Annotated in this window: 12 protein-coding genes; 9 read left to right on the top strand and 3 right to left on the bottom strand. The window is 52.4% G+C overall.

The features are described from left to right. Positions 1-12 precede the first annotated feature (12 nt). The 6 genes from AWR27_RS03650 to AWR27_RS03625 all read left to right on the top strand — a co-directional run bounded on the left by AWR27_RS03650 (position 13) and on the right by AWR27_RS03625 (position 4893). Positions 13-1485, top strand: a complete 1473-nt coding sequence (locus tag AWR27_RS03650; RefSeq protein ID WP_083732740.1) for a RagB/SusD family nutrient uptake outer membrane protein — start codon at positions 13-15, stop codon at positions 1483-1485. 23 nt (positions 1486-1508) lie between these two features. Continuing rightward, positions 1509-1991 (top strand): hypothetical protein, encoded by a 483-nt coding sequence (locus AWR27_RS03645; RefSeq protein ID WP_077129951.1) that lies wholly within the window; start codon positions 1509-1511, stop codon positions 1989-1991. A 107-nt stretch (positions 1992-2098) separates the two neighbouring features. Further along, entirely contained in the window at positions 2099-2548 is a 450-nt protein-coding gene (locus AWR27_RS03640; protein ID WP_157579121.1) for a hypothetical protein, read from the top strand. 138 nt (positions 2549-2686) lie between these two features. Next, positions 2687-3733: a 3-oxoacyl-ACP synthase III family protein gene (locus AWR27_RS03635; RefSeq protein ID WP_077129949.1), complete on the top strand. Its 1047-nt coding sequence runs from the start codon at positions 2687-2689 to the stop codon at positions 3731-3733. A 155-nt stretch (positions 3734-3888) separates the two neighbouring features. Beyond that, positions 3889-4293, top strand: coding sequence for a MaoC family dehydratase (locus tag AWR27_RS03630; protein ID WP_077129948.1), 405 nt, complete (start codon positions 3889-3891; stop codon positions 4291-4293). 36 nt (positions 4294-4329) lie between these two features. Further along, positions 4330-4893 (top strand): Uma2 family endonuclease, encoded by a 564-nt coding sequence (locus AWR27_RS03625; RefSeq protein WP_077129947.1) that lies wholly within the window; start codon positions 4330-4332, stop codon positions 4891-4893. On the opposite strand, the gene AWR27_RS03620 is transcribed toward AWR27_RS03625, so the two are convergent. After that, entirely contained in the window at positions 4886-5617 is a 732-nt protein-coding gene (locus AWR27_RS03620) for a sulfite exporter TauE/SafE family protein (RefSeq protein ID WP_077129946.1), read from the bottom strand. The two genes, AWR27_RS03625 and AWR27_RS03620, sit on opposite strands and share 8 nt — an antisense overlap. A 41-nt stretch (positions 5618-5658) precedes the next feature. Here AWR27_RS03620 and AWR27_RS03615 point away from each other — a divergent pair, with 41 nt between their 5' ends. Continuing rightward, positions 5659-7359 carry a S8 family peptidase gene (locus tag AWR27_RS03615; RefSeq protein ID WP_077129945.1) on the top strand — a complete coding sequence of 567 codons (1701 nt, stop codon included), beginning with the start codon at positions 5659-5661 and terminating at the stop codon, positions 7357-7359. A gap of 104 nt (positions 7360-7463) precedes the next feature. After that, positions 7464-8312 (top strand): porin family protein, encoded by an 849-nt coding sequence (locus tag AWR27_RS03610; RefSeq protein WP_077129944.1) that lies wholly within the window; start codon positions 7464-7466, stop codon positions 8310-8312. 68 nt (positions 8313-8380) lie between these two features. On the opposite strand, the gene AWR27_RS03605 is transcribed toward AWR27_RS03610, so the two are convergent. Then, entirely contained in the window at positions 8381-8812 is a 432-nt protein-coding gene (locus tag AWR27_RS03605; protein ID WP_077129943.1) for a 6-pyruvoyl trahydropterin synthase family protein, read from the bottom strand. 272 nt (positions 8813-9084) lie between these two features. Here AWR27_RS03605 and rfaD point away from each other — a divergent pair, with 272 nt between their 5' ends. Further along, positions 9085-10050 carry an ADP-glyceromanno-heptose 6-epimerase gene (gene rfaD, locus AWR27_RS03600; protein ID WP_077129942.1) on the top strand — a complete coding sequence of 322 codons (966 nt, stop codon included), beginning with the start codon at positions 9085-9087 and terminating at the stop codon, positions 10048-10050. Between the two features lie 81 nt (positions 10051-10131). Here the strand turns inward: rfaD and AWR27_RS03595 are convergent, their stop codons facing one another. Further along, the gene (locus AWR27_RS03595) at positions 10132-12612 is read right to left on the bottom strand and encodes a hypothetical protein (RefSeq protein WP_157579119.1); all 2481 of its coding nucleotides are present in this window, start codon (positions 12610-12612) and stop codon (positions 10132-10134) included. Positions 12613-12758: the final 146 nt, after the last annotated feature.

Raw genomic sequence — 12758 nt, 5'->3', positions numbered from 1 at the left:
GACTTGCTACTTATGAATGCATACATAAAACGTTTTTCGGCGGTTGCCGTAGCTACTGTTGCCCTGACGCTTGGGTCGTGCAGCTCGTTGCTGGAGGTAAAGCCTCAATTACAGGTTGATGCCCAAACCGCACTCTCTACCCCCGATGGTCTGGATGGTGCCCTGAACGGCGTTTACGACCGTCTTCAGTCGCTCCGGGTGTATGGCCGCGACCTGATTGCCATACCGGAAGCACTGGCCGACAATGGCCGGGCTACCAACAAATCGGGCCGGTTGAACGCGGAGTACCGCAATAATTTACAGAGCCACTTTGCCAACTGGACGACAGCTTATTTCGCTATCAACCAGGCTAACTTAGTGCTGGAGAACATACCCCGTGTATTTACCGGCACCGACCAGACTACAGTTACGCGCCGGAATGGTATTGAAGGTCAGGCGCAGTTTCTGCGGGCACTGTTATATTTCGATCTGATGCGTGCTTATGCCTACGAACCGGGCGTTGAAGTAGCCGCTCAGAACCGGGGCGGTGTGCCGCTGCTACTGACGGGCGTACTCGACCAGAGTCAGGTAACGCTGCCTGCCCGCGCTTCCATCGAGGAGGTGTACACGCAGATTTACAAAGACCTGAACGAAGCCAGCACGAAGCTGACCAACACACAAGCTCCCGCTTATGCTACGCAGGCTTCTGCGCTGGCTCTGCTGTCGCGCGTGGCCCTGTACCGGAAAGATTATGCCACCGCCGTAAAAGCCGCTACCGACGCGCTGGCAACTAACGTTGGCCGGTTCCTCGATCAGTCGAGTTACATTGGCGGCTGGCGGTCGGCCCGGCACCCGGAGTCAATTTTTGAACTGGTTTACACGATTCCTGAAAACACGGGCGTGAACGAGTCGCTGCAAACGACCTACACTACGCTGGTTGAACTGGGGAACCGCGCCCGCACCGGCGGCTTCGGCGACCTCGTACCGACGGCTTCATTGCTGGCCGACCTGGAATCAGAGCGGGCAAGCGCAACGGCCCCCGTACCCGATATTCGCCGACAGTTGTATGAATTAGGTACGACAGGACGTGGTACGGCAGAAATCGAATGCACGAAATTCCTCGGTAAAAACGGCACGGTTAACCTCGATAACATTCCGCTGATTCGGGTGTCGGAGTTGTACCTGAACCGGGCCGAAGCCAATGCCATGCTGGGCAACGACGCAGCCGCACTGACCGATGTAAACGCCATTCGGACGCGTTCGGGCCTGACCGCCCGCACCGTCCTGACGGGTGCTCCGCTGCTGACCGAGATTCTGAAGCAACGCCGGATCGAGTTTGCCTTTGAAGGCCACCGCTGGTTCGACCTGAAACGCCGGGGTCAGGATATTGTGAAGACAGGAGCTGGCGTCACCACAGTGCCTTACACCGACATTCGGATTCTGGCTAATATCCCCGTCAACGAATTGCAAACCAACCGCAACATTCGGCAGAACGCGGGCTATTAATTCATTTTTCTTTCGATATCATCATGCGTAAAATTGCATATATCATAGGCATCGCGGTAGCCTCGTTCGGCTTCGCAGCCTGCGACAATAGTCTGGATAAAGTATTCGATGAGCAGACGCTGATCGAATTTGATCAGACGGTTACAACCAACCCCGCCGTGGGCCGGAACTACCCACTCATTGCCGTGCCAAACAACCTGACAGCCGCCACTACCTTAACGACCCGGCTCAATCTGGTAGGTCGGCAGCGGGGTTCGGAGCTGAGCGTTCGGGTGCTGCCCGACCCAGCCGCAACAACCGCCCCCGCCACGAGCTACTCGATCAGCAACGGCGGTACGGCTGTCTTCGCTCCGCAGTCGAGCACGGCGTTGGTAACGGTAACGGTTAGCCGCACTACCAGCACCACGGCCCCAACGGCCAATCTGGTCCTGGTTATCGACAGCACAGGCACCGACTGGAGACCAAGCCAGAACTTTAAACGGATTGGCTGGACGTTCCGGCAGTAACATTAAAGGGCCTGTATCAGTTGATTACAGGCCCCTTTAATTTTTTATAGCTATTCGAATCTTATCATAAAATAAGCCTTGCTCAAGTTATATTATCTTTGATGGATATGAATAAGTATAAGGCAGTTAGTCAATTACTACTTGTTTTTTTAGCCTCAACACCTTTCTGGGCTTTTCAGCAGTATAACCTCAGTAAGAATGGCCTATATGGTGTTTATCGGGTAAGTCGTATGACTGCCTACACCGATGGAAAGGCAGTTAACGATGTCGAATTACCCGTGTTCATGTTCACAGATACCTTATCGGCAACGGTTTCAATAAGCCCCCTCAAAGAAGGTATGGTAGATATTCAAGTCAGGCAATTCAAAAACTCAACCGTTCAATTATATTATACTTTAGGGGATGTCCACGTAAAAGATTCTTTAGATAACTATCTGTTCTTTTTAGGACGCAAAAAGCTGGGGATTTTAGTCAAAAACAGGCTTACAATCGATATGACTGATGATAATGAGGGCAGGCGTAGACGCTCTGTATTTGAGTGCATTAAAGACAACTAAGTGGTAAAAGTTATTAAACGTAATTCTTGTTGAAGTTGTTGAGCATAGTCGCTGATTACGTCGAACAGAGCAATCGGGGGGCTTTTTGTTTTTGTAGGTTTTTCAGGACAAACGCCCCGAAAACGAGTTGTGTTATTGATGATGAACACCCGAATAGCCGGTGTAGGCCATTACCTGCCCGAACGGATTGTAACAAACGACGAACTGCCTCCCGGTATGGACGTCGACAGCAACTGGATTGAAACCCGAACGGGTATCCGCGAACGGCGATTCGCCAAACCGGGTCAGGAAACCGCCACTACCCTCGGCGCGGCTGCGGCCCGCATCGCCATCGAACGGGCCGGTATTGCCCCCAACGATGTTGATTTTATCATTTTTGCCACCATGAGTGCCGATTACCTGATTCCGGGCTGTGGCGTGTTGCTGCAACGTGAACTGGGCATTACGCGGGGCGAAGTAGGTGCGCTCGACATTCGGAATCAATGTACGGGCTTTCTCTACGCGCTGTCGGTGGCCGATAAGTTTATCAAAACCGGCACGTATCGCAACATTCTGGTGGTTGGAGCCGAGCGGCAGTCGTTTAATTTAGACTACAGCGTGCAGGGACGCGACGTGGCCGTGCTGTTTGCCGACGGAGCCGGGGCCGTAGTGCTACAACCGACCACCGAACCGGGCATCCTGTCGACACACCTCCACGCCGACGGCACGTATGCCGAGGAACTGAGCATTATCAACCCCGGTAGCCACGGCAATTATCACTTTAACAAATACAAACCGCAGTACCTGAACGGCAGTTTTGTGAAGCCCAATATGGGGCCATTCGAGCCGAAATACCTGCATACGGGCGTTTTTAAGGGCATGATGGTCATTAAGAAAGCCTTCGAGAAATTTCCGGCGGTTATCAACGAAGCCGTGCAGGCCAACGGGCTTACACTTGATGACGTTGATTTTTTCGTGATGCATCAGGCTAATCTGCGTATATTGGAGTACGTACAACGAACAATGAACCTGCCCACCGAAAAGCTTTGGATCAATATTCAGCAGTACGGCAACACCACGGCGGCTTCGGTCCCCATCGCCCTCAGCGAACTCTGGAAATCGGGTCGGCTTCATAGCGGACAAGTAATCTGCCTGTCGGCGTTTGGCAGCGGCTTTACCTGGGCTTCAGCGTTAGTGGTTTGGTAGAGTGATTGAGTGATTGAATGATTGAATGATTGAATGATTGAATGGAGTGCAAGGATTACATTCAATCATTCAATCATTCAATCATTCAATCACTCTACCATTCAATCACTCAATCACTCAATCATTCAACCACTCAATCATTCAACCCTTCAACCATGAAAGTTGGCGATACACACAGCTATTCCTATCGTTTTTCGCAGGACGACGTTCGGACGTTTGCCGAACTGACCGGCGACGATAATCCGCTGCACCTCGACCCGGAGTTTGCAGCCACAACACCCTTCAAAAAGCCAATCATGCACGGCATGTTGAGCGCGAGCGTGTTTGCGCGGGTTTTTGGTCGAGATTTCGGCGGGTCGGGCGGTGTACATCTGTCGCAGATGCTGGAGTTTGTGCGGCCCATGTACCCCGATACCGACTACGAAGCCCGGTTCGAGTGCCGTAGCATCGACACCCACCGGCATACCGCCGAGATTACCTGCTCGGTCATAGACCCGGCCACGGGCAAAGTGACCCTGCGCGGTACAGGCGTTGTTTTCCACAAGGAAATGTTCGTATAAATACTTACTTTTATGCCAACTAAGCCGCCGACGCGTATGCAAACGCTCACGAAGCCGATTACGTACCAGGAGTTCAGAGAGATGGAGTTTGAGGAGCAGGAACTCAGCGAGTTTATTTTTGAACTTATCGACGGAGAAATCGTGCCCCGTAACTATCCAACTGCGTCCCATCAGAGTGCCCTTTTTGAATTAACTATGCTCATTGGCAATCATGTCAAAGCAAACCAGCTTGGGCGCGTCCTGTTCGCGCCCTTCGGCGTTGTGCTGAATGATTTTGATGATGTTCAGCCTGATTTAATTTTCGTCTCGTCGGCCAGACAGGAAATTATCCGGGAAGATGGTGTTTTCGGCGTACCTGACCTGCTCGTGGAAATCATCTCGCCCAGTTCGATAAAAACCGACCGGGGCAAAAAATTTCGGCTATATGAACGTATGAATGTGGCCGAATACTGGATTGTCGATATCAACAATCGCAGCATTGAGGTGTATCAGCGGCAGGAAACAGGCTACGAACTCATGTCGTTTGCCGCTGAAACCGGTGCTGTAGAGTCCTTTGTGCTAACGGGTTTACGGGTTGAGGTTAGTGGTTTGTTTATGTAAAAATCAACTTTATGCAGGCTACGCTCACGCCCAATGCCAGCAAATACCGCAGCGTGGGCACATTGAACCGGTGGCTACCGAAATACCCGCCCAGCAGCCCGCCCGCGAAAGCCGCGCCAATCCAGCCGTACAAGGCTGGGTCGGGCGAGTAGCCTTTGCTGAGTAGCCCAAACAAACCCGACAGCGAGTTTACGAAAATAAACAGGGCCGACGTAGCCGCTACTTCTTTCAGCCGTGCCCACCGGAATATCAGCATGATTGGGCTGAGAATGATACCCCCGCCAATGCCAATCATACCCGACAGGATACCAATGACGCCACCCGTTAACAAGCCCACGCCAACAGGAACGGGCCGAACGCTTTCTTCGTTGCCGCGCACTGTCCAGAGCAGCCGTACCACCACCAGCAGCAGACACACAGCCAGTAGTTGCCGATAAACCGTGTCGCTCAGCGGAATTCTGGCACCGACAAATGCCAGCGGCACGCTCAACACAGCAAACGGCCAGAAGGTAGCCCACCGAAAATGCCCCGCCCGGTAAAACTGCGCGAACGATACCGTCGATACGAACAGGTTGAGCAACAGAGCCGATGGTTTCATCAGCACTGGAGCTACGCCAAACAAAGCCATCATGGCTAAATAACCACTGGCTCCGCCGTGGCCTACCGACGCGTACACAAACCCGACAATAAAAAGACAGAACAGGAAAGCAAATTGGTTATCCACGACGTTTAGGATGTGATAAAACGAAAGTAATCAGAAACTGCATGAATCCACGCTCCTTTTTACGACTCATCGTCGCTGCCTGTCTCCTGCTGCCCCTACTGACTGAAGCGCAACTGCCCATCCGCAACTCTCGCTGGCGGGGCACCGTTCTTTCGCCGAGCGACGTGCCGGTGTTTATTACCTTTGGTCGCGACACGCTGTTGATTACAACTCAGGCCGGCAACGCGCTGGTGGAAGCAATGGAATACCGCCAGCAAAGCGATACGCTTTATGTGCGTAAGCTCGTTGGCAGCAGCCCCTGCGGTACGGGCGTAATGGGCCGTTACCGGCTGGCTTATCTGAACAGTGCTGAACAGTTTTCGCTCCAGCCCATCAACGACGATTGCCTTGAGCGAACAGACCTTCTCGCCAGTAAAACACCGTTTGCCCGCGCCCGACCTGCCCGCCAGCTCCCGCTCAACTGGCCTCACTTAGACCCCGAAACCGATTCCATTGCAGGCATTAGTCTCTACCGGGCTTATGAACTATTGAAAGGGCTGCCTTCGGTGCCAGTAACGGTAGCCGTACTCGATTCAGGCGTAGACATTGCCCACGAAGACCTGAAAGACGTGATCTGGGCAAACCCCAATGAGACACCCGATAACAACATCGACGACGATAGAAATGGCTACGCCGACGATTATAACGGCTGGAATTTTATGGGCGCGAAAGACGGAACCACCTACGAATACGACCAGCCCGAAATTACGCAGACCTACCTGCTGTTTCGCAATAAATTCGACAAAGCCAACCCGGCTGCACTAAGCCCAGCCGAGAAGCGGCAATACGACACCTATCAGCGGGCTAAAACCCTGTTTCTGCAACGGCAACGCATCGATACGGTTATTGCCTACAACCCCAGCTACAACGCCCGCCGGGCCGTGGGCGATGACCCAGCCGACCCCACCGAACGCTACTACGGTAGCCCAACTATGCGCATCGGCACGTCGGAGCAATTGGCTGTTCATGGCAGTCATGTAGCGGGCATTATCGGAGCCAAACGCGGCAACGGTCGTGGCATCGATGGCGTGGCCGACAATGTGCGTATTATGCCTGTGTCGGTTGTGCCCGCCAACGGCGACGAACGCGATAAAGACGTTGCCAACGGCATTCGCTATGCGGTTGAAAATGGCGCAAAAGTGATAAATATGAGCTTTGGCAAGCGGTTGTCGCCGTTTAAAGAACAAATCGACGCAGCCATTCGCTTTGCCGAAGAGCGCGACGTGCTGATTGTTCACGCGGCTGGCAACAACGGCGAAAACTACGACTCGCTGCCCTCCTACCCGTCGGCCCGCTATGAAAACGGGCAAGTAGCGCAAAATGTGCTCGTAGTGGGCAATAGCAGCGGGCGCGTTGGCGAAAATTTAGCCAGTCGCTCTTCGAATTACGGGCCGCAGACGGTCGATTTGTTTGCCCCAGGTTCGGGAATTGTGTCGACCACGCCGAACAACGGCTACGCTATTTTTTCGGGAACCAGCATGGCCGCGCCCTGCGTAGCCGGCGTAGCCGCTTTGTTACGGTCGTATTTTCCGAATTTAACAGCCATTCAGGTAAAAGAAATTCTGCTAAAAAGCAGTTATAAACCCGACGTACTGGTACGCAAACCTGGTCGGTCCGACGAAAAGATACCGTTTAAAAGCCTGAGCCGTTCGGGCGGGCTGTTGAACGCGTATGGTGCCGTGAAGACCGCTCTGGCAAAATAAATGAGCCGTATACTCAACTGACTTTACCGCTCCCTCATTGATGTTACGGGATTTTGTACCTTACCGACTAATTATTACAAAAACGTTTTTTTACAGACCTTCCGATGAAAACACCCTATTTTCTCGCGACACTAATCTCTTTAACAACCAGTTTTTCACTTGCCCAAACCCGCCCCGTTACACCGCCTTCATCAACAACCCAGCCAACCTCAACCAATCGTCAGCAGGAATTATACGACCAATACCACGGCATCACAAAAAAACCGGCGGCTCCTGCCACGCCTGTTCAGCAACCCACGCGCCAGCCGAGTCGGCCTGCTGAGCCGCCTAAACCACAGCCTGTCGAAGACATGGCAAGTCGGCAACCACAGGCAGCACCCCGCTCGTCGGATGGCAGCGCGTCGGGTGTTCGGATTGGCGTTCGGGGGGGTGTCACCTATCAAATTTTCACCGAAACCGTTACAGGCATTGAGCCGGGCGTGGGCTTCGTAGGTGGACTGGTACTGAATTTTGGAGCCGGTACGTTTTCGTTCCAGCCCGAAATTAACTATACCCGCTATGCTGCTACGGTAAAAATTCCCGACATCTTCACCGGACAGGTTATCACGACCAAAAATGCCGCCGACGTAGTTGAAATTCCGCTTCTGCTCAAAATAGCGTCGGGTACGGCAAACAGTACCCGCTTTTTTGTGAACGTGGGTCCCTACGCCAGCTATCTGCTCAATACAAGTGTCGACGGTAAAAATCAATCGCTCGATGGGCGGGAAGGCCGATTCAGCTTCGGTGCTGCGCTTGGTGTTGGAACTGCCTTAAAAACGGGGCCGGGCCACCTCACCGTTGAGGTGCGGGGTCTGTATCCGCTGGGTAATAGTGATGGTGGCTTTAGCACCGACAGCCGGGTCATCCCCGTTCAGGCTACACTTGGCTACGTATTTCCGCTGGGTGGCCGGTAAACGCTCATTTATTTCTCATAGAGTGGGTTTTCAGAATGGCAGCAGCTTTTGGCGGCTGCCATTTTTGTTTACTCTCCGAAATAATCTACGAAATTTTTGGGCGTTTCGTACAGACGCAGTTGATGCAGCCCGACCGTCGGGCCATGTGCTTCTGATACTTCAGCCAGGGCGCGGTCGAGAATTTTCCAGATTTCCATTACAAAGATTTCGCAGCTCGCCATTTTCCCCTGCATGAAATCGACGTCGAGGTTCAGGTTTTTGTGATCGACTTTTTCGATTACTTCGCGCCTGATAATGTCGCCCAGCACCTTAAGGTCAATCACGAAGCCCGTATCAGGATTGGGCTGGCCTTTAACCGTGACTATTAATTCAAAATTATGGCCGTGCCAGTTCATATTGGCGCAGGGGCCGAAGACCTCGCGGTTGCGCTCGTCCGACCAGGCTGGGTTATAGAGCCGGTGAGCCGCATTGAAATGTTCGATTCGATTAATGTATACCATTTGTCTGGTTTAGATAGGGCGGTTGCCAGAAACGCCGATGAACAATGAAACTGCAAAAGTACACACTCTACAAGGGCAAAAAAACGATTGCGTTGTTTTATGACCAGTACATGTGCCAGTTTACGTACCGTATCTAAAAATAATACAATTTAATCCCTATAAACGCTATTCTATTCTTTCTTGGAAAAAACGTACCTTTACGCACCCTTTTGCGCCTTTATACCGGATATCAATCTCTCTTTATCTACAAACACGTTTACGACCACCATTTTATGATTATCGTTACGGGGGCCGCCGGCTTTATTGGAAGCTGTTTGATTAGTAAACTTAATCAGGAAAATTTCAATTTCATCATCGCTGTCGATGATTTTTCGCACCCCGAAAAAGAAGCCAATCTGGCTCATAAACGCATTCAGGAACGAGTAGATCGAACTGATTTTTTTCGCTGGCTCGATGCCAATTACCAGGAAGTTGAATTCATTTTTCACATTGGTGCCCGTACCGATACGACCGAGTTCGACCGCGAAATTTTCGACCAGTTAAATGTCGACTACTCCAAACAGATTTGGGAACGCTGTATCGATTACCAGATTCCGTTAGTGTATGCTTCCTCAGCAGCTACGTATGGCTTAGGCGAACTCGGCTACGACGATAACGAGTCGCTGATTCCGCAGCTTAAACCGCTCAACCCCTACGGCGATTCTAAAAATGAATTTGATAGTTGGGCCTTAGAACAGGAACGTAAACCGTTTTTCTGGGCTGGATTGAAATTCTTTAACGTGTATGGCCCCAACGAGTACCACAAGGGGCGAATGGCATCGGTAATCTTCCATGCACACCGGCAAATTTGCCAGTCAGGCGAAATGAAATTATTCCGGTCGCACAATCCCGACTATGCAGATGGCGAACAAATGCGCGATTTTGTCTATGTGAAAGATGTCGTAGAAGTCTGCTCGTTTCTGATGCATCACCGGCGCAACTCCGGTATTTATAATCTCGGCAGTGGCAAAGCCCGCACCTTCCGCGACCTGGCCGAAAATACGTTCCGCGCCCTCGGTCTCGAACCCACTATTTCTTACATCGACACGCCCGCCGACATCCGCGATAAGTACCAATACTTTACGCAGGCGAATATGGCAAAACTCCGGTCAATCGGTTACGACCGCCCGTTTCATACGCTCGAAGAAGGCATTACCGATTACGTACAGAATTATTTGCAGGGGAAAAACTATTTCTGAACCAGAACGCTGGCCTGGCACGATTCACGAGATTAAACAGGATTTAGGGAAGCCCTTGCAGGCTTCCCTTTTTTGATTGATTTATGGTTTTACCAACGTCAAACGCTGGCGTTGGGTGGCCGTGCTAACGTTTAAAAACAGCAAACCACGGCTGTTACCAAGAGGTATGTTAACCCGCTCAGTCGCTGCGGCCTGCCCGATGCGCTGCTGATGAATGATGCGGCCCTGTATGTCAATCAAATCGACCTGTACGTTCTGGTCGGCTACTCCGTTGATGTCAATCTCTGCCGATCTTCCTTCGACTGGGTTGCCAAGCACGTTCACCTGTAAGCGCGTACCCGGTTCGTTGGCTCCGGCGCGTGCCCGGCCACAGGCTGCTCTCAGATTCCAGACGTAGGTAACAACCTGTCCGCTCTGGCGGGCCAACAGCGTAAAGGGAGGTACGTCGTTGGCCGTTCGGCTGTCTTTATCAACAAACTGATTAGGGTTGGTAGTCCAGTCGGTAATACCGGGCGACTGGTACTCAATCGTACTGCCATTGCCTCCGCTGATGTTAAACCGGAAAGCTCCCGTCGCGCAGTCATAAGTCGGTGCCAGTAGCGTAAGCGGCCCGCCCGTGGGGGGCTGACTACCGTTTTGCTCGAAAAAGAATGCGCCATCGGCCTCTTGTCCCGACCGATAGCCCGATGGCGTTTGTAAATTAGCCGGTGCGCTCAACCCGCCGTAATTGGTGTTCCCCCCGTTCAGGCATCCCCGCAGGGCATCTGCTCCGCTATCTTTGGTAAAAGCGTCCCAGAAATTGTCGCCCCGTGGGTAGTGCTTATCCGACGCCGAACCAACCACCGCCGTAACCAGTACCCGTTTATCGCCATACTGCCGAATTTGTACCTCCAGGCCGTTCCAGCTACCTACCCGACGCGGTTGCGAAAAATCGCATAGACCACCACTGCTTCGCGCAAAGAAAAACGCACCGTCAGTCTCCCGGCCCGATTGATAACCCGACGGTGCGTTCAGATTGGCTGGTGCGTCTAAGCCACCGTAATTGGTGTTGCCTCCGTTCAGGCATCCCCGCAGGGCATCTGCTCCGCTGTCTTTGGTAAAAGCGTCCCAGAAGTTGTCGCCCCGTGGGTAGTGCTTGTCCGACGCCGAACCAACCACCGCCGTAACCAGCACCCGTTTGTCGCCATACTGCCGAATTTGTACCTCCAGGCCGTTCCACACACCCACTCGGCGTGGTTGGGAAAAATCACAGTTAGCAGTTGTAGGGGCATTCAATTTAGTCAACTGATTGGCCGAACTAACGAATGCCAGACTGCCATCGCTTGCTGTAGTAATCCCCTGTAAAAAACCGCCCCCATCGAACGTGCGCTGCGCCAGTATTTTGAACAGGTCAGCACTGTTACTCGGGACGTCGGCTGTACTAATCAGCGAAACCTGGGGCGTTGAACCCGACTGCCGGTTGGTATTGCCAACGGCATAATGGGAAGCACCATTAGCCGTATAAGGCGTAATAAACGAATCGGAAAACGGAGCATCTCCAAACGATTTTGCCCGCTTAAACGACCCGTCGGCATTGAGTTCGACTATTGCCGAGACAACGGGCGGAACACCTACCGAATGCGGAGCAAGTCCGGCACCAGCTATGGCGTATCCGATGCCATCAGCAGCCGGTATTACATCAGTTGCGGCTGTCAGTTGGACGATTGTACCCGGCACGAAACCGTTAAATCCCGACATCAATGGCAGACCATTCAGCAGTTTCTGCCAGGTTGCGTTGCCCTGTCCGTCTACTTTGGCAACCCAGCCCGTAGCGGCCAACGAACCCAGGTTGTTTAAATCGACAATGGTGCCGGTTGTGTTGTAGTACCCAACAATCAGAAATCCACCATCGGCAGTATTGATAATGGCTTCTCCTTTGCTAAGGCTGCGGTCGGGCGAAGCCGGGTTGGGTGTTGGATAGGCAATCTGTTTCGTCCAGAGGAAATTACCCGACGCATCATATTTGCGAATCGTTGCGCTGGTTGGCCCGTCGTAGTTTAGCACCGTTCGGAGCAGAACGAAGCCGCCATCGGGCGTACCAACCATATCATCGATCTGGTCGGCGGCAAACAGGTCGCTGTCTTCCCAACGGCGAAAAGTACCGTTGGCGTTGGTCTTAATAACCACGCCTGCCGACCGAATACCCGTTTTACCGGCTATAGCCAAGCCCCCGTCCTGCGTGGCCGCCATAGCAAAGATTTTCCCGATAGACTCATAAGAAATGCCCGGCAACCGACCACCGATAAAAAAACCGCCTTGAAATATACCTATACCCTGAATTCGATTACCCTGCAAATCATATTTAATAATTCGGTCGGCAGAATAATTAAATGCCTGTGCCGCTATCGTCAGCGACTCGGTTGTTGCCAGATTGCCGTCGGTTGTTACGGCCACGGTTGCACCGGCCCTGGCCCATTGCGGGTCGGGAATAGATTGCGGGCGGGCGATCCGGCTGTTCAGCAGAAGCAACCCCATGAGCGTGAGTCTCACGCCAGATGCGATAGATAGAAGCTTACGTTCCATAGTGGTAAGAGTGACGTTTTGTTGTAGAAACTGAGCACTGCCAATTTGGCGAAACTAAAATACAGCGTCGGCACAGCACCGACTCCACCGTTTACGATGTTGTCCCGCAGTTGATAGAAATTGTCCCGGATTTTACAAGAAATACG

This window comes from Spirosoma montaniterrae, from assembly GCF_001988955.1.
Taxonomy (GTDB): domain Bacteria; phylum Bacteroidota; class Bacteroidia; order Cytophagales; family Spirosomataceae; genus Spirosoma; species Spirosoma montaniterrae.
Note: the sequence above shows the minus strand (reverse complement) of the source record. Positions and strands in the feature narration are given on the sequence as shown.

Coding starts and splice junctions, on each gene's coding strand:
- AWR27_RS03595 (WP_157579119.1), bottom strand. CDS start 12,612: ATGGAACGTAAGCTTCTATCTATCGCATCTGGCGTGAGACTCACGCTC.
- AWR27_RS03615 (WP_077129945.1), top strand. CDS start 5,659: ATGAATCCACGCTCCTTTTTACGACTCATCGTCGCTGCCTGTCTCCTG.
- rfaD (WP_077129942.1), top strand. CDS start 9,085: ATGATTATCGTTACGGGGGCCGCCGGCTTTATTGGAAGCTGTTTGATT.
- AWR27_RS03650 (WP_083732740.1), top strand. CDS start 13: ATGAATGCATACATAAAACGTTTTTCGGCGGTTGCCGTAGCTACTGTT.
- AWR27_RS03605 (WP_077129943.1), bottom strand. CDS start 8,812: ATGGTATACATTAATCGAATCGAACATTTCAATGCGGCTCACCGGCTC.
- AWR27_RS03630 (WP_077129948.1), top strand. CDS start 3,889: ATGAAAGTTGGCGATACACACAGCTATTCCTATCGTTTTTCGCAGGAC.
- AWR27_RS03635 (WP_077129949.1), top strand. CDS start 2,687: ATGATGAACACCCGAATAGCCGGTGTAGGCCATTACCTGCCCGAACGG.
- AWR27_RS03625 (WP_077129947.1), top strand. CDS start 4,330: ATGCAAACGCTCACGAAGCCGATTACGTACCAGGAGTTCAGAGAGATG.
- AWR27_RS03640 (WP_157579121.1), top strand. CDS start 2,099: ATGAATAAGTATAAGGCAGTTAGTCAATTACTACTTGTTTTTTTAGCC.
- AWR27_RS03610 (WP_077129944.1), top strand. CDS start 7,464: ATGAAAACACCCTATTTTCTCGCGACACTAATCTCTTTAACAACCAGT.
- AWR27_RS03645 (WP_077129951.1), top strand. CDS start 1,509: ATGCGTAAAATTGCATATATCATAGGCATCGCGGTAGCCTCGTTCGGC.